The 24,924-nt window shown below is 71.6% G+C and carries 27 protein-coding genes and 1 pseudogene; 8 read left to right on the top strand and 20 right to left on the bottom strand.

Annotated features, from left to right (window positions below):
- Window positions 1-23 precede the first annotated feature (23 nt).
- From hypE to FFS51_RS04170, 11 genes are read right to left on the bottom strand one after another with little or no spacing between them, the layout of a single operon-like run.
- Complete coding sequence (hypE, locus tag FFS51_RS04125; RefSeq protein WP_137877613.1) at window positions 24-1,136, bottom strand: hydrogenase expression/formation protein HypE; 1,113 nt, start codon at window positions 1,134-1,136, stop codon at window positions 24-26.
- On the bottom strand, window positions 1,133-1,750 hold the full coding sequence (locus FFS51_RS04130) for a hypothetical protein (protein ID WP_056519404.1): 618 nt from the start codon (window positions 1,748-1,750) through the stop codon (window positions 1,133-1,135). The genes hypE and FFS51_RS04130 overlap by 4 nt, the downstream gene beginning before the upstream one ends.
- Complete coding sequence (locus tag FFS51_RS04135; RefSeq protein ID WP_045247835.1) at window positions 1,747-1,998, bottom strand: HypC/HybG/HupF family hydrogenase formation chaperone; 252 nt, start codon at window positions 1,996-1,998, stop codon at window positions 1,747-1,749. Before FFS51_RS04135 ends, FFS51_RS04130 begins: the two co-directional genes overlap by 4 nt.
- On the bottom strand, window positions 1,955-4,303 hold the full coding sequence (gene hypF / locus FFS51_RS04140; RefSeq protein ID WP_048809027.1) for a carbamoyltransferase HypF: 2,349 nt from the start codon (window positions 4,301-4,303) through the stop codon (window positions 1,955-1,957). The genes FFS51_RS04135 and hypF overlap by 44 nt, the downstream gene beginning before the upstream one ends.
- Window positions 4,304-4,310: 7 nt before the next feature.
- Complete coding sequence (locus FFS51_RS04145) at window positions 4,311-4,745, bottom strand: NifU-related iron-sulfur-binding protein (RefSeq protein WP_137877614.1); 435 nt, start codon at window positions 4,743-4,745, stop codon at window positions 4,311-4,313.
- Between the two features lie 16 nt (window positions 4,746-4,761).
- Window positions 4,762-5,949 (bottom strand): hypothetical protein, encoded by a 1,188-nt coding sequence (locus FFS51_RS04150; RefSeq protein WP_137877615.1) that lies wholly within the window; start codon window positions 5,947-5,949, stop codon window positions 4,762-4,764.
- Window positions 5,946-6,263 (bottom strand): hypothetical protein, encoded by a 318-nt coding sequence (locus tag FFS51_RS14630; RefSeq protein ID WP_048809026.1) that lies wholly within the window; start codon window positions 6,261-6,263, stop codon window positions 5,946-5,948. Before FFS51_RS14630 ends, FFS51_RS04150 begins: the two co-directional genes overlap by 4 nt.
- On the bottom strand, window positions 6,256-6,780 hold the full coding sequence (locus tag FFS51_RS14635; protein ID WP_212742775.1) for a hydrogenase maturation protease: 525 nt from the start codon (window positions 6,778-6,780) through the stop codon (window positions 6,256-6,258). Before FFS51_RS14635 ends, FFS51_RS14630 begins: the two co-directional genes overlap by 8 nt.
- 1 nt (window position 6,781) lies before the next feature.
- Entirely contained in the window at window positions 6,782-8,392 is a 1,611-nt protein-coding gene (locus FFS51_RS04160; protein WP_137877616.1) for a nickel-dependent hydrogenase large subunit, read from the bottom strand.
- A gap of 24 nt (window positions 8,393-8,416) precedes the next feature.
- Window positions 8,417-9,388 (bottom strand): NADH-quinone oxidoreductase subunit B family protein, encoded by a 972-nt coding sequence (locus FFS51_RS04165; protein WP_045247832.1) that lies wholly within the window; start codon window positions 9,386-9,388, stop codon window positions 8,417-8,419.
- Window positions 9,385-9,981 (bottom strand): DUF1641 domain-containing protein, encoded by a 597-nt coding sequence (locus FFS51_RS04170; protein WP_045247831.1) that lies wholly within the window; start codon window positions 9,979-9,981, stop codon window positions 9,385-9,387. The genes FFS51_RS04165 and FFS51_RS04170 overlap by 4 nt, the downstream gene beginning before the upstream one ends.
- 144 nt (window positions 9,982-10,125) lie before the next feature.
- On the opposite strand from FFS51_RS04170, the gene FFS51_RS04175 reads away from it, so the two are divergent.
- The 4 genes and pseudogenes from FFS51_RS04175 to FFS51_RS04190 all read left to right on the top strand — a co-directional run.
- Window positions 10,126-11,121, top strand: a complete 996-nt coding sequence (locus tag FFS51_RS04175; RefSeq protein ID WP_171006097.1) for an AraC family transcriptional regulator — start codon at window positions 10,126-10,128, stop codon at window positions 11,119-11,121.
- Between the two features lie 134 nt (window positions 11,122-11,255).
- Entirely contained in the window at window positions 11,256-11,621 is a 366-nt protein-coding gene (locus tag FFS51_RS04180) for a hydrogenase maturation nickel metallochaperone HypA (protein WP_045247830.1), read from the top strand.
- A gap of 25 nt (window positions 11,622-11,646) precedes the next feature.
- Entirely contained in the window at window positions 11,647-12,450 is an 804-nt protein-coding gene (hypB, locus tag FFS51_RS04185) for a hydrogenase nickel incorporation protein HypB (protein ID WP_245610976.1), read from the top strand.
- Window position 12,451: 1 nt separating this feature from the next.
- Window positions 12,452-12,610: pseudogene (locus FFS51_RS04190) on the top strand (aminotransferase class I/II-fold pyridoxal phosphate-dependent enzyme); the annotation flags it as partial.
- Between the two features lie 97 nt (window positions 12,611-12,707).
- Here the strand turns inward: FFS51_RS04190 and FFS51_RS04195 are convergent.
- The gene (locus FFS51_RS04195) at window positions 12,708-13,505 is read right to left on the bottom strand and encodes a DeoR/GlpR family DNA-binding transcription regulator (protein ID WP_045247827.1); all 798 of its coding nucleotides are present in this window, start codon (window positions 13,503-13,505) and stop codon (window positions 12,708-12,710) included.
- Window positions 13,506-13,587: 82 nt separating this feature from the next.
- Between FFS51_RS04195 and FFS51_RS04200 the strand changes: the two genes are divergently transcribed.
- From FFS51_RS04200 to FFS51_RS04215, 4 genes are all read left to right on the top strand, one after another.
- Window positions 13,588-14,235 (top strand): bifunctional 4-hydroxy-2-oxoglutarate aldolase/2-dehydro-3-deoxy-phosphogluconate aldolase, encoded by a 648-nt coding sequence (locus FFS51_RS04200; RefSeq protein ID WP_045247826.1) that lies wholly within the window; start codon window positions 13,588-13,590, stop codon window positions 14,233-14,235.
- A gap of 69 nt (window positions 14,236-14,304) precedes the next feature.
- Window positions 14,305-15,597 carry an MFS transporter gene (locus tag FFS51_RS04205; RefSeq protein ID WP_045247825.1) on the top strand — a complete coding sequence of 431 codons (1,293 nt, stop codon included), beginning with the start codon at window positions 14,305-14,307 and terminating at the stop codon, window positions 15,595-15,597.
- Between the two features lie 51 nt (window positions 15,598-15,648).
- A complete protein-coding gene (locus FFS51_RS04210) occupies window positions 15,649-16,227 on the top strand; it encodes a P-loop nucleotide/nucleoside kinase family protein (RefSeq protein ID WP_045247824.1) in 579 nt (192 codons plus the stop codon).
- 28 nt (window positions 16,228-16,255) lie between these two features.
- Window positions 16,256-17,461 carry a pyridoxal phosphate-dependent aminotransferase gene (locus FFS51_RS04215; RefSeq protein WP_056207570.1) on the top strand — a complete coding sequence of 402 codons (1,206 nt, stop codon included), beginning with the start codon at window positions 16,256-16,258 and terminating at the stop codon, window positions 17,459-17,461.
- A gap of 70 nt (window positions 17,462-17,531) precedes the next feature.
- Here the strand turns inward: FFS51_RS04215 and FFS51_RS04220 are convergent, their stop codons facing one another.
- From FFS51_RS04220 to FFS51_RS04255, 8 genes are all read right to left on the bottom strand, one after another.
- A complete protein-coding gene (locus tag FFS51_RS04220; protein WP_137877619.1) occupies window positions 17,532-19,079 on the bottom strand; it encodes a trypsin-like peptidase domain-containing protein in 1,548 nt (515 codons plus the stop codon).
- Complete coding sequence (locus FFS51_RS04225; RefSeq protein WP_137877620.1) at window positions 19,076-20,212, bottom strand: UDP-N-acetylmuramate dehydrogenase; 1,137 nt, start codon at window positions 20,210-20,212, stop codon at window positions 19,076-19,078. Before FFS51_RS04225 ends, FFS51_RS04220 begins: the two co-directional genes overlap by 4 nt.
- Window positions 20,213-20,215: 3 nt before the next feature.
- Entirely contained in the window at window positions 20,216-20,620 is a 405-nt protein-coding gene (locus tag FFS51_RS04230; protein WP_045247820.1) for a MaoC/PaaZ C-terminal domain-containing protein, read from the bottom strand.
- Window positions 20,617-21,063 (bottom strand): MaoC family dehydratase N-terminal domain-containing protein, encoded by a 447-nt coding sequence (locus FFS51_RS04235; protein WP_045247819.1) that lies wholly within the window; start codon window positions 21,061-21,063, stop codon window positions 20,617-20,619. The genes FFS51_RS04230 and FFS51_RS04235 overlap by 4 nt, the downstream gene beginning before the upstream one ends.
- A gap of 97 nt (window positions 21,064-21,160) precedes the next feature.
- Window positions 21,161-22,036, bottom strand: a complete 876-nt coding sequence (locus tag FFS51_RS04240; protein WP_349303917.1) for a sulfite exporter TauE/SafE family protein — start codon at window positions 22,034-22,036, stop codon at window positions 21,161-21,163.
- Window positions 21,990-23,285, bottom strand: coding sequence for a chloride channel protein (locus FFS51_RS04245; protein ID WP_137877622.1), 1,296 nt, complete (start codon window positions 23,283-23,285; stop codon window positions 21,990-21,992). The genes FFS51_RS04240 and FFS51_RS04245 overlap by 47 nt, the downstream gene beginning before the upstream one ends.
- A gap of 39 nt (window positions 23,286-23,324) precedes the next feature.
- Window positions 23,325-24,083 (bottom strand): SDR family NAD(P)-dependent oxidoreductase, encoded by a 759-nt coding sequence (locus FFS51_RS04250; RefSeq protein WP_137877623.1) that lies wholly within the window; start codon window positions 24,081-24,083, stop codon window positions 23,325-23,327.
- Window positions 24,080-24,919 carry a fumarylacetoacetate hydrolase family protein gene (locus FFS51_RS04255; RefSeq protein ID WP_045247863.1) on the bottom strand — a complete coding sequence of 280 codons (840 nt, stop codon included), beginning with the start codon at window positions 24,917-24,919 and terminating at the stop codon, window positions 24,080-24,082. The genes FFS51_RS04250 and FFS51_RS04255 overlap by 4 nt, the downstream gene beginning before the upstream one ends.
- Window positions 24,920-24,924: the final 5 nt, after the last annotated feature.

Consider the following 24,924-nt stretch of genomic DNA (forward strand, 5'->3'; position numbering starts at 1 on the left):
ATTCCTTCTTTCCGTGCGGCCGGTCAGCAGATCCGCGGGAGCGGATCGCCGACGAGCATGTCGACGATGCGGGTGCCGCCGAACGCATTGCGCACGGCGACGATGTCGGACGGCGAGGCGACGATCTCGCCGATGCGGGCGGCCTGCGCGCCGCCGGGTAGCGACCGCAGGGCGGCGAGCGCGGCATCCGTCTGCGCCGCCGGCACGATCGCGGCGAACATGCCCTCGTTCGCGACGTAGAGCGGGTCGATGCCGAGCATGTCGCACGCGCCGCGCGCGGCGGGTTCCACCGGCACCGCGTCGTCGTCGACGATCACGCCGAGACCGGCCGCCTGCACGAGCTCGTTGAGCACCGTGCCGAGGCCGCCACGGGTGGCGTCGCGCATCCACCTGGTGCCGGGCGCGGCATCCATCATCGCCTCGACCAGAGCGGACACCGCTCGTGAGTCGCTCGCGACCGGCGCATCGATCGCCAGGGTGCCGCGGGCGAGCATGACCGCCATGCCGTGGGAGCCGATGGGTCCGGACACGAGGATCGCGTCGCCGGGCTCGACGAGGCGCGCGCCCAGCTCACGGCCCTCGGGGATGACACCGACCCCCGCGGTGGTGATGAAGACCTTGTCGGCGGCTCCCCGCGGCACCACCTTCGTGTCGCCCGCGACGATCGCGACGCCCGCCGCGTCGGCGGCGCGCCGCATGTCGGCGGCGACCTCCCGCAGCACATCGATCGACAGGCCCTCCTCGATCACGAACGCGGCTGTGATCCACCGCGGCACGGCGCCGGTGACCGCGAGGTCGTTGACGGTGCCGTTGACGGCGAGGTCGCCGATCGAGCCGCCCGGGAAGCGGATCGGGTTGACGACGTACGAGTCGGTCGTGAACGCGAGACGCCCGGCGGGCACCTCGAGCACGGCCGCATCGCCCGGATCGGACGGTGTCGGCGAGCCGAACGCCTCGAAGAACACCGCGTCGACGAGCGCCGCGGACGCCTTGCCGCCGGCGCCGTGGGCGAGGGTCACGAACTCGTCGATGAGACGGGGCCGTCGACGGCGGAACGCCTCGATGCGGGCGAGGACGTCGTCCTCGCTGTCGTTGAGCCGGTTCTTGGAGCGCGGGGGCGCAGCCTGGTCGGTCATCGGGGGTCTCCGATCGGGGGAAGGGATGCGGGCTCGGCGACCAGGGCGATCGCGGTGCCCGCGTGGATGACGAGGAGGTCGCCGGGCAGCACCTGCCCGACGATCGTCACGTCGACGTCTTCAAGGCCATCGGCCGTGCGCACCCGCGCCGGCTCGAACAGCCCCTCGGGGGCGGCGACCACCTCGCCGAGGCGGCCCTCGTCGCTGCAGGTGATGCACACCTCGTCGGTGCACTCCACGATCGCCGGGGCGATCGCGAGCGGGTCGGCCGCCAGGCGCGGCGCCGACTCGGCCCAGTCGGCGAGGAGTTCCCGCGGGTCGCCCGGCACGCACACCGTCGCGAGCCCGTCGTCGGGGCGGGACGACTCCCCCACCCAGATCGCGTTCGCGCCCCACGCCGACGCACGGCGCAGGATGCGGTCGCGCCCCGGGAAGTCCGCCACGGCCACGACGCTGTCCCCGGCCCGCACCCGGGCGCGCAGCACCGCCTCGGCGCCCGCCGTCGGCACCGCGACGAACGGCGCGGGAGCCGCGGCATCCGTCACGACATACAGGGCGCCGTCGATCGCGCGACTGCGAGCGAGGTGCACCGCCGCGACCCGCCCGTCACTCACGACGCCACCGCCGGGAACTCGTCGAGCAGGCCCGCATCGCGCATCGCGGACATGACCTGCGCGACCTGCTCCTCGGGCACTCTGGTGAGCGCGAAGCCGGCGTGCACGATGACGTGGTCGCCGACCTCGAGGTCGGGCAGGAAGTTCAGCTTCACCCGGCGCAGCTCGCCCGCGAAGTCGACCTCCGCGAGCAGCGCGCCGCCCTCATCCCACCGTCGCAGGATGCGACCCGGAATCGCGAGACACATGTGCGTCCTCCCCTCTCTCCAGCAGCAGGGTGCCGGCCCAGGCCTGCCCCAGACTGAGACCTCCGTCGCCGGCCGGCACGCGCTCGTGCACGAGCACCGGCACCTGCAGTGCGGTGAGCGTGGCACGCACCGCCGTGCGCAGGGCGAGGTTCTGCCAGGTGCCGCCCGAGAGCCCCACCAGACGCGCGCCGCGGGCGGCGGCGACGTGCGCGAGGGTCTGGGCGGTCCACATGGCGATGCCGTCGTGGAACCGCCGCGCAAGGCACGCGACGGCGTCGCCGGCGCGCAGCCGGTCGGCGAGCTCGCGCACGAGCGTCTCGGGCGTGACGTCGGGTGCGGCGCCGTGGCCGCCGTGTCGGCAGGCGGATGCCGCGGCCTCCAGCTCCATCGCGGCCTGCGCCTCGTACGTCACCCGGTGGCGCACACCGAGCAGTGACGCGACGGCGTCGAACAGGCGACCGACGCTGGAGGTCGTCGGGCACGCGATGCCCGCGGCGAGCTGCGAGCGCACGACGGCGAGCTCGGCGGGCGGGGCGGCGTCGAGGCAGGGCAGGCCGGTGTCGTCGATGCCCCAGTCGGCGAGCACGGCGACGGCGGTCTTCCACGGGTTGCGGGTCGCGCTGTCGCCGCCGGGCAGCCGGAACGGGCGCAGGTGGGCGGCGCGCTCCCACCGCAGCGGCCGGGCGTCGAGCGCGAGGAACTCGCCGCCCCAGCTCGTGCCGTCGTCGCCGAACCCGGTGCCGTCGAAGGTCGCGACGACGACGGGCTCACCGCCGGCCTGGTGCTCGGCGACGAGGCTCAGCGCATGCGCGTGGTGGTGCTGCACCTGCAGCAGGGGGATGCCGCGGGCCTCGGCGTGCCGCTCGGCCCACCGGGTGGTCGCGTAGTCGGGGTGCCGGTCGGCGACGAGCAGGTCGGGCTCGCGGCGGTGCAGGGCCGCGAGCTGGGCGACGCTGCGCTCGAACGCGCGCTGGCAGGCCAGCGACCCCATGTCACCGATGTGGGGCGAGAGGAACGCCATGCCGTCACGGGTGAGGGCGAACGTGCTCTTCAGCTCACCGCCGACGGCGAGCACCGCGCCGGCGCCCGAGGCGAGCCGCACCGGCAGGGGCGCGTAGCCGCGGCTGCGCCGCAGCGGCACGAGCTCGTCGCGGTCGGGGTCGGCGAGCACCACGGAGTCCTCGACGGGCACGTGGATCCGCCGGTCGTTCGACACGAACGCGTCGGCGATGCCCGCGAGCCCCGCCCGCGCCTCGTCGTCGTCGAAGAACAGCGGATCGCCCGACACGTTGCCGCTCGTCGCCACCCACACGTCGCCGTCGCCGAGCAGCAGCTCGTGCACCGCGGCGCTCGCGAGCATCACGCCCACCCGATCGAGCCCGGGGGCCACCGACGGTGCCAGATCGGATGCCGCGGCCTGCCCGGCGATCACGATGGGGCGCGCCGGTCCCGCCAGCTCCCGTCCCGCGCGCGGGTCGAGGTCGATGAGCTGGGCGGCGAGCGCGACCGATCCCGCCATCACTGCGAACGGCTTGTCGGGGCGGTGCTTGCGCTCCCGCAGGCGCGACACGGCGTGCTCGTCGCGCGCGTCGCACATGAGGGTGTACCCGCCGAGCCCCTTCACCGCGAGGATGCCCCCGGAGCGCACCAGCTCACGGGCGGCGTCGATCGCGTCGAGCCCGGTGGCCGCGGCATCCGGTTCGGCGTCCTCGTCGTAGCGGAGCGTGGGGCCGCACTCCCAGCAGCTGATCGGCTGGGCGTGGAAGCGCCGGTCGAGCGGGTCGTCGTACTCGGCACGGCACGCGTCGCACATCGGGAACACCGACATGGTCGTCAGCGGGCGATCGTAGGGCAGGTCGCGGATGATGCTGAGCCGCGGACCGCAGTTCGTGCAGGTGATGAACGGGTACCGGTAGCGGCGGTCGGTCGGGTCGTGCAGCTCGCGGCGGCAGTCGTCGCACAGCCCCGCGTCGGCGGGGATCAGGGTGCGCGCCCCCTCGGCCCGCCGCGAGGGCACGATGCGGAAGCCGCTCTCGTCGGGGATGGTCGCGACCGCGCGCACCTCGACGTCGTCGACCACGGCGAGCGCCGGCGCATCGGCCCGCACCGCGGCGATGAACGCGCCGAGAGCGCCCCGCGTGGCCTGCGCCTCGATGAAGACGCTCTCGTCGTCGTTGCCGCACCAGCCGGTCACCCCGTAGGCGGCCGCCACCCGGGCGACGTGCGGCCGGAAGCCGACACCCTGCACCACGCCGCGCACGGTGAGTGCGTGGCGTTCGAGCGAGGGGGATGTCGGGGAGAGCACGTCGACCTCAGTGCGCGCCGCAGCCGCAGCCCTCGGGTCCGCAGGCGTGCGCGCCGACCCCGCAGGCGCCGGTCGGCACGGCCCGGGGGCCGCGCAGCATCGCCTCGAGGCTCACGAACGCGGGTCGCCGCTCGACGGGAGCGGCGATCCCGGCCGGGTCGGGCATGCGGATGATGCCGTGCATGCCGAGCAGCATGCGCACGGCCGGGTCGTCGACGAGCTCGAACAGCAGCTCCTTGCCGCGCGGGTCGGCGCGGAGAGTGCGCACGATCGTGGTCAGCGCGTCCTTCGCGAGCGCGTCGGCGGCGAGCGCGAACTCGTCCGCGACCGCGCGGCTCTCGGGAGACAGCTCGGCGAGGGCCGCGACGGCCCGGTCGAGCCGCGTGGCGGCGGCGTCGAGGTCGACGGTCTCGTCGGCGGGGGTGGGGGCGATGGTGGTCATGCGGGGCATCCTCTTCTCAGTCGTCGGCGCCCACGGCGATCAGGCTGCCGCGCAGATCGCGCACGATCGCGGCGGAGCTCTCATCGCCCTTCGACGCGAACAGGAACTCGGCCTCATCGAAGCGCTCGCGCGCATCGCCGAGCAGACCCAGGTGCGCGAGCGCGTTGCCCTGGTTCGACAGCACCCGCGCGCGCCCGAGGGCGTCCTTCTTCGGCGAGCGGGTGCGCAGCACCACCTCGTACAGGTCGACGGCCTCCATGAGGTGGTCGCGCTGCTTCGCGGACGGAGCGTAGACGAGCGCGTTCGCGAGGTTCAGACGGGCGCTCGCCCATTCCTCGGCGTCGCGCTCCTCGTCGAGCAGCCGCACCGCGGTGCGCAGCGACTGCAGGGCGATGCCGACCCGCAGGTGATCGGCGTCCGAGACGATCGGGGCCGCGAGGTAGGCGGTGCCGAGGTTCAGATGGATGCGCGCGAACAGCGACCGCTGCCCGACCTCGTCGATCCGGCGCAGCGCCTCCGTGTAGCCCGCGATCGCGTCGCCGAGCGAGCGGCGTCCCTCGATCGCGAGGCCGTGCACGAGCCCGGCACGGTGGAAGAAGGCCTCCGCGGCCGCCGCCGGCAGGTCGGTGCCGCGCAGCAGCGCGACCGCCTCCTCGGCGTCGGCCAGATCGTGGCCGCGGCCGGCGAGCTCGCTCAGCACCACGCCGGCGAGCGCCGGGGCGACGTCGCGGGCGGCGTCGGCGGCGAGCCGCAGGTGGGCGAGAGCCACGGGCTCGTCGCCGTCGGCGAGGGCGGCGGCGGCCTCCGCGGTGCCGACGAGCGCGGCCAGTTCGCCGTCGAGCCCCTCCGACGTCGGCGGCACGCTCGTCAGCCCCACCGTGTAGGCGACGTGATCGACGAGCGGGCGCCAGTCGTCGCCGACGGCAGCCGCGGCCTCCGACCGGCTCACACGCTCGGGGTCGAGCACGAACAGGTTGTAGCTGTCGACCGGGTCGTCGGAGTCCGCGAACCAGGCGGCGGCCTCGTCGAGGCGGCCCTCGTGCACGAGACGCACACCGTCGAGGCGGGCCGGCCACGTCTCCGGCAGGATGCCGCGCACGAGGGCGGTGCGCGCGGCATCCGTCTCCTCACCCCCGGCGATCAGCAGAAGACCCGCGGGGAACGGGAACGCGCCCAGTGCCTGGGGACGGGCGATGCCGGTCACGACGTCGCCCCCGCGGGAATGGTGAGCCGGCGGCGCTTCGCCGACCACTCGGCGTCGACGGGGCCGACGGGGAACTCGTCCGAGAGGGCCTCGCGCAGCAGCGCGCTGCGGTCGCCGAGCAGGTTGCGCTGCTTCATCATGATGCCGTTCGGGGCGGCGACCCCGACCGGCATGATGACGATGTGCGCCGGGTCGGTGCGCAGCGCCGCCAGTCGGTCGTCGGGGAAATGGGCGCGCGCGAACGCCGCCGGCAACCGCAGATGCCCCTCGGCGGTGAACTCGACCGTCACGGTCTCGACGGCGACGTCAGGCATACTCGGCGATCCTCTCGGTGACCAGCGCCACGGCCCGCTCGACACCGCGCTCGACCGCGGGGCTGAGCGCGTCGCCGTAGCCGAACGAGGCGCCCTCGATCAGCACCACGTCGACCTCGGCGGGGAAGTACGGACCCAGCAGCCACCGCGCGAACGCGATGGCGTGGTCCCAGCGGAAGTCGTGGCTGCCCAGCGTGCCGGCAGCCGGAAGCCCCGCAACCACGTCGCCCGGCACCGCGTACAGCGTGCCGGGCTCGGCGCCCGTGCTCGCGGCATCCACGATCAGCACCCGGTCGGCGCGCTGCATCTGGAAGGCGACATCCATCCCGCTCGTGCCGCCGTCGGCGAGCCGCACGCTCTCGGGGAGGGCGCCCGCCTCCCACAGCCGCCGCACCACCACGGGTCCGGCGGCGTCGTCGCCGCGCAGCACGTTGCCGCAGCCGATCACCAGGAGGTCGAGCCGCGGCCCCACCACCTCATCGAGCAGCTCGTACGGAGCCGATCCCGCGCCGGTCACATCACACCATGCTGTTGATCACGAACGACGACAGCTCGCGACCGGTCTTGCCGTCGTACGCGTGCACGGTGCACACGATGCAGGCGTCGAAGCTGCGGGTGACGTGCCCGAGCTCGATCGGATCCTCGGGGTTGTGGATCGGCGTGCCGATGAGGGCCTTCTCGACCGGGCCGACGTTGGCGTCCTTGTCGCGGGGCCCCAGGTTCCACGCGCTCGGGGTGATCACGTTGTAGTTCGCGATCTTGCCGTCCTCGATGACGATCCAGTCCTGCAGCGCGCCGCGCGCGGCCTCCGTGCCGCCGTAGCCGCGGGCCGACACCGGGTCGACCGGGGTCTGGTAGAACGACCCGTGCAGGTCGATCTCGCCGAGCCACTGCAGCACCTTCTCGTAGTACTTCGGCGCCTCGTGCATACGGGCGAGCTGCCGCACCAGCACCGACGGGCCCTTCTTGGCGAGCACGTCGGTGAACAGCGGGTCGTAGTCCTGGAAGTCGGATGTCGCGGGCTTGCCGGCGACGATCTGGCGGGCGAGGGGCCCCGCCTCCAGCGGCAGGCGTCCGATGCCGGGCACGTCGTAGCGGGGCGACTTGGCGAAGGAGTACTTGTCCTCCTTCGCACCGATGAACGGGTCGATCGCGTTCTGCTCGCCGTCGAACGGGTGCACGTTGTCGGATCCGCGGTAGAACGAGTGAGCGACATCCTCGGACACCCGTGCCTGGTCGTACTCGAAGTGCTGGCCGCCCGCGTAGACACCGGAGCGCACGATGAGTCCCGCGTTGCGGCCCTCGATCGTCGGACGGTCGTAGGACGCCGGGTCGAAGTAGGTGCCCGAGGCGATGTAGTTGCCCCAGCCCTGCCCGTAGGTGTCGAGGCCGATGTCGAGCGCGAACCGGATGAAGAAACCGCAGTCGGAGTTGCGCTGCGCGTCGTTCTCGTCGACCCAGGCCAGCACGTCCTCCCAGGTGCGGTTTTCGAGCCAGCGCTCGACCGACGACCCGAGCCACTGCTTCTCGAGCCAGTTGTCCTTCCAGTTCTTCAGGATCGCGACCGAGCGCGTCACGTCGCTCAGCGTCGGGGCGCCCATGATGCCGCCCGGCACCATGAACGACGAGTGCGGCCACTGCCCGCCGAAGATCGCGTAGATCTCGACCGGCTTCTGGCTGAGCACGACGCCCGGCTGGTAGCTCGTGCCGACGTACGGCGCGAACCGGCGCACGGCCTCCTCGTACAGCGGCGAGCTCTTGTACTTCTCGTTGACGAGGTCGATCGCGAAGATCGCGTAGAAGTAGCGCGGGATCGACTGCAGCGTCTCCACCGCCTGGGCGATGTTGCGCACGAGCGTCGCGTTGTGCGGCACGAAGGTCTGGAACGCGGTGTCGAGCGCGTAGCACGCCTTGTAGAGGTGGCTGCCGCCGCAGATGCCGCAGATGCGCGGCGTCATGATGAGGCCGGCGCGCATGTCCTTGCCCCGCAGGATCGTCTCGAACCCGCGGAACATCTGACACTGCGTCCAGGCGTCGGTGACGACGCCGTCCTCGATCGTGACGCGCACGTCCAGGTCACCTTCGACGCGGCCGAGGGGGCTGACGTGGAGATCGATGGTCGAACTCATGATCCGGATGCCTCTTCCTGCCCGTCAGACGACGAACATGTCTTCCTTCGACCACTTCGGGGCAGAGATGCGTGCCGCCGCAGCCATCGCGAGATAGGTGACGTGGTCCTCCCCGGGCGGGAGGTCCTTCGGGATCGCCCCGGCGATGAGCTGGGTGGCGAACACGGTGCCGGGCGCGAGGTCCGCGTGGGGGAACTCGGGCTCGGTGCAACCGAGGCAGGGCATGCCGGCGCGGGTCTTGGACGACTGTCGGTTCCACAGGATGCGGTTGCAGGGCGCGTGGGTCATCGGGCCGCGGCATCCGAACTCGTAGAACAGACAGCCCGTTCGGGTGCCTTCGCCGAAGGCCAGGGTGGACTGCTTGAACTCGAAGAACGTGTTGCGCGTGCAGCCGTTGTGCACGAACTGGGTGAAGAAGGTCTGCGGGCGACCGAGGTCGTCGAGGGCGATGTCGCCGGCGCGGCCGGTGGCGAGGGCGACGATGATCTGCGTGATCCAGTCGGGGTGCGCGGGGCAGCCGGGGATGTTCACGACCGGCAGGCCCGACTTCGACACCCAGTCGGCGCCGAGGTAGCCGCCGCGGGCCTTGCGGTGGAACTGCAGGCCGGTCGATCCGCTCGGGTTCGGGGCGACCGCCGGGAGACCTCCGAACGCCGCACAGTCGCCGATGGCGACGACGATGGATGCCGCGGCCGCGAGCTCGGTGACCCAGTCCTTCATCGGACGGTCGGCGAACAGGTCGAAGCGGCCGGTGCCGTCGGGGCCCTCGATGACGCTTCCCTCGAAGACGAAGATGTCGAGGGGGCGGGTGCCGTCGACGCAGTCGGTGAAGATCTTCTTCGCCGCCGCGCCCGCCTCGACGCCGAGCGAGGGATGCCACAGCACCTCGAGCCCGAAGTCGACGATGAGGTCGACGACGCTGGGCTCGTCGGCATTGAGGAACGACATGGTGTTCCCCGAACAGGCTCCGCCTTGGAGCCACAGCACACTGGTCACGCGGTCTTCCCCTCTTCCTGGGCATCATCGGCGGCGCCCTCTGCGCGCAGCGACCGGCCGAGTTCCTTCACGATGCGCAGCGCGAACACGAGTCCGCGGCGCACATCGGGGTCGTTCGCCATCCCGGCGATCTTCATGAGTCCCGCCGGCTTCTGGTCGGCCTCCTCGGTCGCCTGCCGCTGTGCCCGGTGCACACCCTCGGCGACCCGCCAGGTGAGATCGAGCAGGGCGGGATCGAGCAGTCCGGAGCGGTTCAGCCGTTCGACGAGGTCGACGTCGGCGATGTGCTCGACGAGCGGCAGGGTCTGGTCGGCGAGCTTCACGAACTTCGGCAGCGCGTCGACGACGCGCTTGCCGGCAGGGCTCGCGGTGACCATCGCGACGGCCTCGTGGTAGCTGCCGGCCACGTTGTCGATGATGTTGTCGGAGTGGGCGAAGAACCCGGCGACGACGTCGAGCAGACCCGCGACCATCTCGGCGTTGTCGAGCAGGTGGTTCAGCGTCGCGACGGTGCCCGGATCGCTGAGGCGCTGCTGCAGGCGGATCGCATCGGCGTCCGACGCGGCGACGACGTCGAGGACGGGTGCGCTCATGGCCTCTCTCCTTCGCTGGGGCGAGCCGGTTCGGTCGCAGCCGACGCCCTGGCGGGCTGCGCATTGGGGTCAATGTAGGCCGGTGCCTCACGGCGGCGTATCCGGATAGCGCCGTGAATATCCGCGGAGCGCACAATGGGTGTCGTGACGAGCGACCGCGCCCTCCGCGTGCCCCCTGCGCTGACGGGTGCGCCGCTGGTGCGCACCGACGATGCGGGCGTCGCCGCCGACGCCCTGCACGACCTGCTCGGCCGGGGCGTCGTCGCCCCCCACGATGCCCGGGAACGCCTCGACCTGGTCGTCGCCGCGCGCCGCTTCGGCACGGTGACCCTCGCCCACCTCGATGTGGGAGCGGCCGCGACCGTCGATGTGCCCGCGAGCGCCGACGCGGTGACCGTGCACATGAACCAGGCGCGCACCTCGACGACCCGTGTCGCCGGGAGCGAGCTCACGACGTCGTCGGTGCAGGCGGTCGTCGTGTCCCCCGGCATGCCGGTGCGCCTCGAGCTCGCACCCGAGTCGCCGCGGCTGCTGGTGCGCGTGGAGCGCCGCGCGGTCGAGGATGCGCTGGCCCGCATGCTCGGCCGCCGCCTCGACGAGCCGGTGCGCTTCGCGCCGCTGTTCGATCTCGCCGGGCCCGAGACCATCCGGTGGAGCATCGCTGTGCAGCTGCTCAGCACCGAGTCGATGATGGATGCCTCGCTGCTGCAGGCGCCGCTCGGCCGCCAGAGCATCGAGGACCTGCTCGTCTCGTCGCTCCTGCTGCTGCAGCCCTCGAACCACTCGCCCCTGCTGCAGGCTCCCACCTCCGGCACGGCGCTCATGCAGGACGCCCTCGACCACATCGAGCGGCATCTCGCCGAGCCGTTCTCGATCGACGATCTCGCCGCTGCGGTGCACGCGTCCGCTCGCCACGTTCAGCAGACCTTCCGGGCGCGACTGGGCACGACACCCGGCGCCTACGTGCGGCGGCAGCGCCTGCTGCGGGTGCGCGCCGACCTGCTCGCGGGCGACGCACGCCGCGGTACGAGCGTCGCCGGCGTCGCCGAGCGGTGGGGCTTCGGTCACGGCGGCCGCTTCGCCGGCTGGTACCGCGAGGAGTTCGGCGAGACGCCCGCCGAGACACTGCACCGGGGCTGAGCGGGCTCGGCGACCGCCCCGGCGCCCGTGTCGCCCTGGGGATTCTCACGGCGATCGCCTCTCCCGCTGCCGCGGTGGGCGTCCTAGGGTGACCAGCACGCGGCATCCGCCGCGCACCCGAGGGAGGGCTGCCGATGCACGAGCTGTCGCTGTGCCGGTCGATCGCCGGCATCGCCACGCGCGCCGCCGGCGGGAGGCGGGTCGAACGCGTACAGCTCGACGTCGGTCACCTTCGTCAGGTCGTGCCCGAGACACTCGTCTACTGCTGGGGAGTCGTCTGCGAGCAGACCCCTCAGCTGGCGGGCTCGCGGCTGGATGTGACATCCATCCCCGCCGTGCTCGACTGCCGGCGCTGTGGGGCCGAGACGACGCTCACGGGCCTCCCGATCATCGTGTGCAGCGCGTGCGGCACGAACGATGTGGCCGTGCGCTCGGGTGAGGAGTTCCTGGTGCGATCGATGGATGTCGCCACGACAGAGGGGTACGACCGAGATGGGTAGATTCCACCGCCACGACGATGGCACCGTGCACAGCCACGACCACGAGCACACGCATGGCGACGTGCATGACCACGCGCACGGCGACCACGACCACGACCACATCGGCGACCACTCCGGCTACGAGACCGGCAGCGAGCGCATCGAGGTGCTCGAGCGCATCTTCGACGAGAACGACGCCGCCGCCGCCCGCAACCGCGCCGCCCTCGACGGCGCGGGCGTCGTCGCCGTCAACGTGATGTCCTCCCCCGGCGCGGGCAAGACCGCGCTGCTCGAGCGCACCCTCGCCGACCTCGGCGCGCACGTGCGGTTCGGCATCGTCGAGGGCGACATCGAGACCTCGCTCGACGCCGACCGCCTCGACGGCCACGGCGCCCAGATCTCGCTGCTGAACACCGGCAACGGCTTCGGCGGGGAATGCCACCTCGACGCCCCCATGGTGCACCGGGCGCTGCACGGCCTCGACCTCGACGCCCTCGACGTGGTGCTGATCGAGAACGTCGGCAACCTCGTCTGCCCCGCGGAGTTCGACACCGGCGCACACCATCGCGCCATGGTCGCGAGCGTGACCGAGGGTGAGGACAAGCCGCTGAAGTACCCCGTCATGTTCCGCTCGGTCGACGTCGTGGTCGTCAACAAGATCGATCTGCTCCCCCACCTCGACTTCGACCTCGACCTGTTCCTCGCGAACGTGCGCGCCGTCAACCCGACGGCCCGCATCATCCTCACGAGCGCGCGCACCGGCGAAGGACTCGACGAGTGGGAGGGATGGCTGAGCTCGCTCGCTCCGAGCGCCGCCGGCGACCGTCTTACCCGCGGTGCGGCTGGGTGAGGTGCCCGGGGTCGCCGGTCAGACGATCCTCGTGAACGGCGTCGCGAAGACCTACGCCATCACCGGATGGCGCGTGGGCTGGATGGTCGGCCCGAAGGACGCCATCACGCTCGCAGCCAACCTGCACTCGCACCTGTCGAGCAACGTCACCAACATCGCGCCCTACTCGCGGTTGCCCGTAGACACCGAATGAGACAGCGCCGCAGGGGATGCGGCGCTGATCGGAAGCCCCCTGTCGTTCGGTGCGCGCGGCGGGCTCATCCCGCGGCGTGCACCGAACGAAGATCCACGCCGCGATCGCGCAGGTCCGCCGCCGCGATCTCATCGAGGCCGTCGTCGGTGACAACGACGTCGAACGCATCCAGCGGGGCGACCTTGAACCGCTCGCTCGCGCCGTACTTCGTGCTGTCGGCGACCAGGACGCAGACGGATGCCGCATCCATCGCGGCCCGTTTGAGGGTGAGCTTGTCGAGTTCCGGCGTGGTGACGCCGTGCGCACGGTCCCATGCGCCGGTGCTGAGGAAGGCAACGTCGATGGCGAGAGCCCCGAGCGTCGCGGCGGCGAGCGGACCGGTGGCCGAGCCGCTCGCCGCATCTACCGCTCCGCCTGTATGGATTGTCTGGATTGACGGGTACCCGCGCAGCGTCGCAACGGCGAAGAAGTCGTTCGTCACGATAGTGACGTCCCGGCGGAGCGCGATGTGCGGCACGAGAGCCTCGCACGTGGTGCCCGCGTCGAGGAAGACCACGCTGTCGTCACCGACGAGTTGGGCGGCGGCGGCGGCGATCGCCTGCTTTCGCGGCAGCTCCAGCAGTGCGCGCGACGCCCGCTCGCGCGGGGGCTCGACGCCTGCCCGCTCAGTGAGGCTCACCCCGCCCTGCACGGAGACCACCCGTCCGTCCGCCTCCAGGGCGGCGATGTCACGTCGCACAGTCATGTGAGAGACACCGAGGTGGTCGGCCAGATGACGAATACCGAGAGCACCCGCTCCACGCAGCAGGCGCAGGAGCTCGCGCTGGCGCTGTTCGGGGATGAGGGGCGGATCGCTGGCCATGGGGCCCGAGTCTAGTTCACACGCACCATCATTCGTTCAAAGTTGTGACTTCATGTGAAGGTATGTGCTAGGATGTGCGGTGATGTTACGCAAACACGAGGTTCTTCAGGCCATCACCGGCCCAGGGGCGCTATTGATCATCCGACTCGACTCGGCTGACGAGGCGATCGCCGTCGCGCGCGCTGCAGTAGCGGGAGGCATCCGCGCGCTCGAGGTGACGCTCTCCGTTCCGGACGCGTTCGATGTGATCCACACGCTGTCCACCGAGTTCGCCGACGACGGCGTCGCGGTCGGGGCCGGCACCGTCCTCGACGAGCAGGCCGCGTTCACCGCGATCAGCGCCGGTGCGCGGCTGCTGGTCAGCCCCAACCTGAACCCGAACATGATCCGCCTTGCGAACCGCTACCAGGTCGCCACGATCAGCGGCGCCTTTACGCCGACCGAGTTCGTGCAGACACTCGAGGCAGGGGCTGACATCGTCAAGCTCTTCCCGACCGAGATCGCCGGCCCCGACTATCTGCGCACAGTCCTCGCTCCACTGCCGCAAACACCGGTGCTCCCGGCAGGCGGGGCGACGATCACGAACGTCGGCGACTGGTTCGCCGCGGGCGCCATCGCCGTGGGCGTGGGATCGGCGATCACGAGGGCCGCACGCCCGACGGGAGACGTCGCTCTCGTCACGCGAGCCGCCGCCGACCTCCTCGCCGCGATCAGCGCGGCACGGAGCTGACAACCTTCCATTCCTCAATCCCGACGCCCTGCGCGTCACCCCGACCCGATACACAAAGGAGTGCATACGATGAGCGACACCCTGGCGGAGACCCCACTGCTGACGACGGTGCAGAAGAAGACCGTGCGAATCAGGTGGTTCCTGATCGGATTCCTGATCCTCGGCGGCGTAGTGAACTACCTCGATCGCTCCACGCTCAGCGTGGCGAACACGACGATCGCCGGCGAGTTCGGCCTGAACGCCCTCGAGATGGGTCTGCTGCTGTCGGCCTTCTCTTGGCCCTACGCCATCGCGAACCTGCCCGCGGGCTACCTCGTCGACAAGTTCGGCCCGAAGCACGTGTTCGCTTTCGCCGCCGGCGCCTGGTCGCTCGTCTCGATGGTGACCGCCGCGGCGAACTCCTTCGGTGTGCTCTACGCCCTGCGGGTCGCGCTCGGCATCGCCGAGTCGCCGTTCTTCACGGCATCCCTGAAGGTCAGCGAGCGATGGTTCAACAAGCGCGAGCGCGCCCTGCCGGTCGCGCTGATCAACACCGGCTCGCAGATCGCCAACGCGATCGCGCCGCCGCTGCTGACCTTCCTGCTGCTCACGATGAGCTGGCGGGGCATGTTCATCGTTGTCGGAGCCCTCGGCGTCGTGGTGGCGCTGGTCTGGCTGCGGATCTACCGCGACCCGACGCTGCAGGAGCAGGCGATGATCAAGGGAGCTCAAGCTCAGGAGGCGATCGCGTCTACGGAGCCGAAGGTGGGCTGGGGACAGCTGCTGCGACAGCGCAACACCTGGTTCATGGTGCTCGGCGCATTCGGCATCTTCTACACGGTGTGGGTCTACCTCACGTGGCTGCCGAGCTATCTGCAGACCGCGCGCGGCTTCAGCCTGAGCCAGAGCGGCTGGCTCGCCTCGCTACCCTTCCTGTGCGGCATCATTGGCGTCATCTTCGGCGGCTGGCTCTCGAACCGCCTCGTCGCCCGCGGGACGAGCACCGTCCGCGCCCGCAAGATCCCCATCGTGGGCGGTGCCGTCCTCGCCGCGGCCGCCGTGCTTCCGGTCGCGTACGTCGACAACACGGCACTCGCGATCGTCCTCCTCTCACTCGGATACTTCGCCTCCCAAATCCCGATCGGCTGCCTGTGGACGCTGGCATCCGACGTCGCCCCCACGAACCAGGTCGCGTCGCTGGGCGCCATCCAGAACTTCGGCGGGTTCGTCGGGGCGGCCATCGCGCCAGCGGCCACCGGCGCGATCCTCACCGCGACGGCGGGCAACTACACCCTGGTGTTCCTCATCGGCGGCGTGCTGCTGCTGGTCGGCGCACTGTCCTACGGTTTCTTCGTAAAGGACCGCTCCGGCCGCACCGCCTGAGACCCGTGGCGAGGGGCGTCGCCGCCCCTCGCCACCACCCTGGAGCATCACATGGCGTCCCACCTCTTCTTCGTGATCGGTCCGGCCGGCAGCGGCAAGTCGACCGTCAGCACTCTGATCGCCCGCCAACTCGGAGCGGCCTATCTCGACAAGGACAGCGTCGCAACCCTGTTCACCGAAGCCCTGCTGAGCGCCCACGGGAGCGATCCGCACGAGCGCGACCACAACGAGTACTACCAGCGGGTCGTGATGGACCTGGAGTATCAGACGCTGCTGCGCCTGGCGGGGGACAACCTGCGCATCGGAACGACCGTCGTGCTCGATGCCCCGTTCGTACGCTACTTTCCGCAGGAGGACTTCCTTGAGCAGGCCGCTCTGACACACGACTGGCCCGCCGACACGCGCATCACCGTCGTGCACGTGACGGTGGACGGTGAGCGGGTCCGCGACCGGGTAGAAGGCCGCGGGTACAAACGAGACAACTGGAAGCTCGCCCACTGGGACGAGTTCTGGGCGACCGCGCAGGCATCCGAATGTCGCTGGCGCGGGGCGCATCACGCCCTATACGACAACAGCGCGGACGGACGCGACGACGACGACGTGCGCGCCGCGATCGATGCCCTCGTGTGACCGATGCGAGCAGACTACGCTCGAGAGCGTGTCTGAACGCGCTCCGCTGTCCCGCAAGCTCTCCGCCATCGCCGAGTCCGCCACGCTGAAGGTCGACGCCAAGGCCAAGGCCCTTCAGGCCGCCGGTCGCCCGGTGATCTCCTACGCGGCCGGAGAGCCCGACTTCGCGACGCCGTCGTTCATCGTGGATGCCGCGGCCCACGCGCTCGAAGACCCCGCGAACTTCCGCTACACCCCCGCGGTCGGCCTCCCGGTGCTCCGCGAGGCGATCGCCGCGAAGACCCTGCGCGACTCCGGTCTCGAGGTGGACCCGTCGCAGATCATCGTCACCAACGGCGGCAAGCAATCGGTCTACCAGGCCTTCCAGGCGGTCGTGAACCCCGGCGACGAGGTGCTGCTGCCGGCGCCCTACTGGACCACCTACCCCGAAGCCATCCGTCTCGCCGACGGGATCCCCGTCGAGGTGTTCGCCGGCGCCGACCAGGACTACAAGGTGACCGTCGAGCAGCTCGAGGCGGCCCGCACCGCGCGCACCACCGTGCTCGTCTTCGTGTCGCCGTCGAACCCCACCGGCTCCGTGTACACCCCCGACGAGACCCGCGCGATCGCCGAGTGGGCCCTCGAGCACGGCATCTGGATCATCTCCGACGAGATCTACCAGAACCTCGTCTACGAGGGCGCGCGCGCGGCATCCGTCGTCGAGGTGGTTCCCGAGGTCGCCGGCCAGACCATCCTCGTCAACGGCGTCGCGAAGACCTACGCCATGACCGGATGGCGCGTGGGCTGGATGGTCGGCCCGAAGGACGCCATCACGCTCGCCGCCAACCTGCAGTCGCATCTGTCGAGCAACGTCAACAACATCGCCCAGCGGGCGGCGCTCGCCGCGCTGACCGGCCCCCAGACCGAGGCCGAGGAGTTCCGGCAGGCCTTCGACCGACGCCGGCGCCTCATGGTCGCCGAGCTCGCGAAGATCCCGGGCGTCACGGTGCCGAACCCGCTCGGCGCGTTCTACGTCTACCCGGATGTCACGGGGCTGCTCGGCCGCGAGTGGGGCGGCGTCACGCCCACCTCATCGCTCGAGCTCGCCGACCTCATCCTCGAGCAGGCCGAGGTCGCCGTGGTCCCCGGTGAGGCGTTCGGCCCGAGCGGCTACCTGCGGCTGTCGTACGCGCTCGGCGACGACGCGCTGCTCGAGGGCGTGCACCGCCTGCAGCGCCTTTTCGGCGCCGCCTGACCGGGGTCGCGGCCTGACCGACCGCGGCAGAACCGAGGTCGCGGCCTGACCGCGGTCGTTGCGGGGCGCGTCAGCGGATCGTCGCGCCCGGCGTCGGCGTCGGCGTCGCCGGATCGATGATGTGGTCGACGACGGGCGACTTGTTGCCCGCCACGTCGAAGCCGTAGGCACAGAACCGCAGCGGCAGCGCGCCGCGCTCGTACAGGAACGGCTGACGGTAGGCCTCGGAGTAGCCGGTCGGATCCGCGCAGACCGTCTCGGACGGGTCGCCGAACTTCACCCAGACGCTCGACATGTCGGGCAGGTCGAAGACCGGCTCCACGAGCACCCCGCCATCGGCGAAGCGCTGCACCGTGAGCTCGGGGCCGTCGGTGGGGGCGACGGTGTCGATCGAGAACACGATGCGGGCGGCGTTCGCCTCATTCCCCGGCACCGCGATGCACGCCACCACGAACGAGTTGGTCGTCGGCAGTGCCACCGGCACGACGCGCTCATCGCCGGGATCGAGGATGTAGCGCCGCCCGGCGTCGTACGTCGATGCATCGGTGCACGTCGCGGCATCCGCGATCGGCACGTTCAGCTGCACCTCGAGTCCTGCCGTCGTCGCGGCCTGGAGGGTGAGGGACGGGGTTCGTCCGGTGCCGTCCTGCCCGTCGCCGCCGAAGATGCCGCCGCCGTCGATGCTCCACTGCGCGTCGGAGAGACCGCACCCCGAGCCGAGCGCGAACCGCCCGGTCGCGAAGCAGCCGGACACGGATGCCACGGGCATGCTGTAGCTGGAGTCGACGACGAACGTGGCACCGTCGGAGCCGACCTCGCAGGGTCGCCCGACGTAGCAGGAGGATCCGCGGCCGGTCGGCACGCCCACGTTCGTCGTGCCGATCATGCCGACCACCTGGCCGTCGGCGATGAGCGGGGCGCCGGCGGTTCCGCCGATCACGCCGGGACACGGCGTCGAGAGCGCACCGAACCACAGCCACTTGTACTCGAGCACGGTGCGCGTCGCACCGATCGTGCACTCGCCCTTGCGCATCACGCGATCCGCCTCGGGGAGGTCCTCCGTGGGCACCGCCACGTTCGTGACGGCGATGCCCTGGTCGGGCACTGTCGAGGAGACGGTGAGGGGTGTCACACCCTTCGCGGCCAGATCGGCCAGCGAGGCGTCGAGGCGGAGCACGGCGATGTCGTCACCTCGGCGCGTGGCGTACTCGACGCGCGCGATGTTCGACGTCACGATCGCATCGCTCGAGGCGCCGGTGATGTCGAGGAAGCGGGCCGTGCCGCGACCGGGCTGGTCGACGATCGTCTCGTTCGCCTCGCTCTGGGCGTCGAGGCCCGCGCAGCGACCGGTGGTCAGCACGTATGCCGGAGCGGATGCGGCATCCGTCGCCGATGTCGGGATCGAGATCAGGGTTCCGGTGCAGTCCAGGGCGCCACTGAGCCGCGCGACCGCCGTGTACGACGGCAGCTCGGCAGCGGTCACCGGCGTCGCGGGCTGGGCGGGCGGCGTCGCCGACGGCGAGGGAGTCGCGGGTCCGAGCGCATCGCCGGTGCACCCCGACAGCACGATCGCGAGGGCGAGGGTCGCGATCGCCGCGGCACGGCGCCGCGCGCTCACAGCTCCACCCCGACGAGCACGGGCTCGGGCTGCAGCTCGATGCCGAAGTCGGCCGCGACCCGCTGCTGCACGAACCGGGCCAGCTCGGCGACCTCGGCGGCCGTGCCGTCCTCGCGGTTCGTCAGGGCGAGGGCGTGCTTCGACGAGACGAAGGCGCGGGAGCGGCCCAGCCGCATCCCCTTGCGGATGCCGGCGTTCTCGATCAGCCACGCGGCGCTCAGCTTGTACTGCACGTTGCGGGGCGCCGCGCGGGGGACGTACCCGTCGTATGCCGCCAACGGAATGACGATGACGGGCTCGCGGGTCGACTCCATCGGCCACCGCGGGCAGGCATCGGGAAGGCTGCGGGCGAACTGCTCGGACACGATCGGGTTCTGGAAGAACGACCCGGCGCTGCGCGTGTCGGGGTCGGCCTCATCGAGCACCATGCCCTTCGCACGCCGGGTCTGCAGCACCAGATCGCGCACCTCCGCGAGCGAGAGCTCGGCGCCCGCCGCGACCGGCAGCGCCTGGCGCAGCCGGTCGGAGGTCAGCCGGCGCGGGGCGGTGCCGATGTCCGCGAGGTCGAGGGTGACGGTGAGGATGACGGCACGCCGGGCGGGCACCGATCCGTAGTGGTGCTTGAGCACCGACGTGCGGAAGCCGAGGCCCAGCTCGCCCGCGGGCACCTCCACGACCTGGCCGGTCGTCTCGTCGATCAGCTCGACGGCGACGAGCGTGTCGGCGATCTCCTGCCCGTACGCGCCGACGTTCTGCACCGGCGCGGCGCCCACGGTTCCCGGGATGCCCGACATGCCCTCGATGCCCGACAGCCCCCACGCGACGCTCTGTGCGACCAGATCGTCCCAGGCGTGACCCGCCTGCACCCGCAGTCGTGCGATGCCGGGTTCCGGGGCTGCGAGCCGCTCGACGCCCGCTGAGCGCACCCGCACGACCGTTCCCTCGAATGGCTCGTCCCCGACGAGCAGGTTCGAGCCGCCGCCCAGCACGAGCCAGTCGTCGCCGCTCGCCCAGACGTCGCGCAGCACCGTCACGAGCTCGTCGCGGGTGAGCGCGTCGATCATGCGCTCGGGGGCGCCGCCGGTGCGGAGGGTCGTGAGCTGCGCGAGCGGCAGCGGGTCGATCTCGGGCATGGGTCAGGCGGTGCGCACCCGCACCTGGGCCTTGCCCAGCACGGTCGTCTCGCCGAAGGTCACGGTGAGGTCGATGCGGGCCTCCCCGTCGCTGACGGCGCCGACGGCCGCCACGACGTGCACATCGGCACCGTCCTCCGCGTCGACCAGCACGGGCCGGGTGAAACGCACCCCATACTCGAGGATGCGTCCGGCGTCACCGAGCCACGGCACGACGGTCTCGACAGCGAGGCCCATCGTGAGCATGCCGTGTGCGAGGACGCCGGGAAGACCCACGCGCTGGGCGATGTCGTCGCGATAGTGGATGGGGTTGAAATCTCCCGACGCGCCCGCGTAGCGCACGAGCGCCTCGCGGGTCAGGTGCACGTCGCGCTCCGCGACGACGTCGCCGATCTGCAGGTCGGTCATTCGTCGCCTCCCACGAGAAGGATGGATGTCGCGGTCACGACGTGTGCGCCCGAGGCATCCGTGATCTCGGCCTCGCTGGTCACCATCGCACCCTTGCCGACGGCGCGGACGCCCGTGACCGAGAGCGTGCCGACGAGCTCGTCGCCGGCGACGATAGGCCGTGTGTAGCGGAAGCGCTGCTCGGCGTGGATGAGGCGCTCGAGCACGATGCCCGAGTCGGGCTCGGCGAGCAGCTGCTGCAGGGTGAGGTCCTGGATGACCATCGCGAAGGTCGGCGGGGCGACCACGTCGGCGTAGCCGAGCGCCTGGGCGGCAGCCGGGTCGACGTGCTGGGGGTCGGTGGCGAAGACGGCGCGCGCGAACTCGCGCACCTTCTCACGGCCGACGAGGTACGGGGCGGTCGGCGGGAAGACGCGGCCGACGAGCTCGGTGTTCACGGGCACCCGATCATCCTACCGAGGGGGCCCGGCCGCGCCCGGGAGGACGCTGGAGGTGCGCACCGGGCGGACGTCGGGGCGCGTCGGGGGTGCGCCTCCGGCGTCAGCGTGCCCGGCGCGCCGTGAGCGCCTTGCGCGCCATCTGCACCGCGATGAAGACGAGGTAGGCGGCGAGCAGCACGTTGCCGACGAAGGGATCGACGATCGTCGCGACCCACGCCCCGAGGGCGGTGGTGGCGCACGCGGCGATGCCGATGATCAGGCCTGCGGCGAGGTCGACGTTGTGGCGGCGGAGGTTGCCGACGGTGCCCGAGATCGCCGTCGGGATCATCATGAGCAGCGACGTGCCCTTGGCGATCAGGTCGCTCGCGCCGAACGCGAGCATGAGCACCGGGGTGACGACGATACCGCCGCCGACCCCGATGAGGCCCGAGACGACGCCGGTGACGACGCCCAGGGCGACGAGGGCGATCGCGGTGTACCACGCGACGTCGAAGGGCTCGCCGCGGGAGGGGATGACGATGAAGAGGCTCACGACGACGACCGCGAGGAACGCCACGAAACCCCAGCGCAACGCGTTCTGCGACACCTTCGGCAGCAGCCAGGTGCCGATCTGGGCGCCCACGACAGCGCCCGCGGCGAGCAGCAGCGCGGGGATCCACGCGACCGATCCGTGCACCGCGTAGGAGATCACCCCGACGGCAGAGGTCGGCACGATGGCCGCGAGCGAGGTGCCTGCGGCGCGCCGCTGGTCGAAGCCGAGCAGCAGCACGAGCAGGGGCACGATGACCGTGCCGCCGCCGACGCCGAACAGGCCCGAGAGGAAGCCCGAGAGGAGCCCGATGCCGATGCACGCGAGCACGAGGCGGCGCGAGCGGGAGGCGGGGGCGGCGGGGAGCGACATCCTTCGGAGCCTAACCGCCCCGCCGGCGCTACTCGCGGCCGGGGTCGATCGGCGCGAAGCGGCCGAGGGCGCCACGGCCGACGAGACGGGATGCCGCGAGCGAGCCGGCGACCGCGAGGAAGATCGGCACGAGCAGGTCGAACCCGGTTCCGGTGAAGCCGACGATCAGCGCGATCGCCGTGAAGGGGGCCCGCATGTTGGAGGCGAGGAAGGCGGCCGCCGCGACGATCGCGAGCGCCGTGCCGTCGGCGCCCGGCCAGATGAACGCCCATCCGGCCGCGGCCGCCGCTCCGAGCGCCGCACCGATCGCGACGGAGGGCTGCAGGGTGCCGCCGATCGCGCCCGAGCCCAGCGAGATCGAGGTGGCGACGTACTTGAGCACGGCGAGCACGAGCAGCAGCAGTGCGGGCTGCGACAGGTCGAAGCCGGCGGTCGCGAGCGCACGCCCGTTGCCGAGTATCAGCGGGAACACGATGCCGACGGCACCGACGGCGGCGAAGACGACCGGAAGCGCGACGAGCAGCCTCCAACCGGTGGGCCGCAGCCCGGAGAGCCGCTTGGTGGTCGCCGCGAACCCGGTGGCACCGAGACCCATGAGGGGGCCGATGATGATCGCGGCGACGATGAGGGACGCATTCACCTCGACGGATGCCACGTGGTAGAGCGACTCGTCGGGCACGAGCGGGCGCGCGACGAGCGTCGCGATGGCGCTGACCGAGAGCGCCGTCACCGCCGCACCGATGCTGAACTGGGCCAGCAGGATCTCGACCGCGAACAGCGCCCCGCCGAGCGGCACGTTGTAGACGGCGGCGAGGCCCGCGCCGGCGGCTGAGGCGATGAGGATGCGGCGCCAGCGGGCATCGAGTCCGAACCACCGCACGATCTTCGAGCCCGCCATGGCCGAGAGCTCGCGCGGGGCGACCTCCTTGCCGATGGAGGCACCGAGACCCACGGATGCCACCTGCAGCACCGTGTCGACGAGCGTCTCCCACCACGGCATGGGCGTGCCGGCGACGCCCTCCTCGACGCTGGCGATGCGGCGACCGAAACGTCGCACCAGGTACCAGCCGGTGCCGGCGATCACGCCCGCGGCGGTGACGCTGACGAGCGGCAGCCACCACACGGCCGGATATGCGAGTCCGTCGAGGAACGGCCCCTCCTCGTGGCCCCACACCACATGCTCGATCACGTGGAGGATCGACACCAGCAGCAGCACCGCGAGCCCCGTGGCCACCCCGACCACGAGGGTCGCAAGCCCCAGTCGCAGCAGCGTGAGCAGTGCCGGCAGACGTCGCGCGGGCAGGGCGCGGGCGGCGGATGTCACGCCGTCACGTTAGCGCACCCGGCGACGCGTGCCCGGCGCTCAGGGGGTCGGCCGCATGCGCAGGTGGGTGACGCCGCCGTCGACGTCGAGCGCCGTGCCGGTCGTCGACCCGGATGCCGGGTGGGCGAGGTAGAGGATCGCCGCCGCGACCTCGGCGGGCGTGACCATGCGACCGGTGGCCTGGCGCGCGTCGAGGGCCGCTCGCTCGGCGACGGGGTCGGGGAAGTTCTGCAGCATCCGATCGACGAACGGCGTGGCGACGGTGCCGGGGCACACGCAGTTGACACGCACCCCCTCGCGGATGTGGTCGGTCGCCATCGCCAGGGTGAGCGCGTACACCGCGCCTTTCGAGGCGCTGTAGAGCGCGCGCTGAGGCAGGCCGTTGCGCGCGGCGATCGAGCACACGTTCACGATCGCCGCGCGCTCCGAGCGCCGCAGCCACGGCAGCGCGGCGGCCGACGCGCGCGCCATGCCGATGACGTTCACGTCGAGCACGCGCGCCCATTCGTCGTCGTCGTTCTCCTCGACCGTGCCGATCGCGCTGATCCCCGCGTTGTTCACGAGCACGTCCACTCCGCCGAGCGTCGTGGCGAGCGCATCGATGGCCGCGGCGACCGATGTCCGCGAGCGCAGGTCGGCGGATGCGCCGATCGCCGCGCCCGGCAGGTCGTCGACGGCGAGGTCGAGCACGCCGACCATGGCGCCGGCGTCCTGCAGGGCCTCGACGGTGGCGCGTCCGATACCCGAGGCGCCGCCGGTGACGATCGCGCGCACACCCCGCCAGGCGCCGGCGCTCATGCCGCCACGCACAGCTGGCGCGCCGTGCCCAGACCGTCGATGCTGAGCTCGACCCGATCGCCGGGGGCCAGGTAGACCGGGGTCGGCATGCCCAGTGCCACCCCCGCCGGGGTGCCCGTGTTCACGACGTCACCCGGCCGCAGCACCATGAACTGCGAGAGGTAGCGCACCACCTCGAGCACGCCGAAGATCATCGTCGAGGTCGACCCGTTCTGGCGCTGCTCTCCGTTGACCGACAGCCGCATCCCGAGGTCCTGCGGGTCCGCTACCTCATCGGCGGGCACCAGCCACGGACCGAGTGGGTTGAAGCTCTCGCAGCTCTTCCCCTTGTCCCACTGTCCCCCGCGCTCGAGCTGGAACTCGCGCTCGGACACGTCGTTCGAGATCGCGTAGCCGGCGATGGATGCCGCCGCCTCCTCGTCGCTCGCGAGGTAACGCGCGGTCGTGCCGATGACGACGGCGAGCTCGACCTCCCAGTCGGTCTTGCGCGACCCGCGGGGGATCAGGACCTCGTCGAACGGGCCGACGACGGTGCCCGGGTCCTTCATGAACACGACGGGCTCCTGCGGGATCGCGGCGCCGGTCTCCTCGGCGTGGTCGCGGTAGTTGAGCCCGATGCACACGACCTTCCCGGGGGTCGCGACCGGGGCTCCGATGCGCGCACCCGTCAGATCGATGCGCTCGAGTCCACCGCCGCGCGCGGCGTCGCGGGCTCGCCGCAGCCCGTCGGCGGCGAGGAACGCGCCGTCGATGTCGTGCGTGAGCGGGCGCAGGTCGTAGTGCGCCCCCTCGTGCCGGAGCACGGGGATCTCGGCACCGGGCGCCCCGATGCGCATGAACT

This window comes from Microbacterium sp. 4NA327F11, assembly GCF_005503465.1.
Classification (GTDB): Bacteria; Actinomycetota; Actinomycetes; order Actinomycetales; family Microbacteriaceae; genus Microbacterium; species Microbacterium ginsengisoli.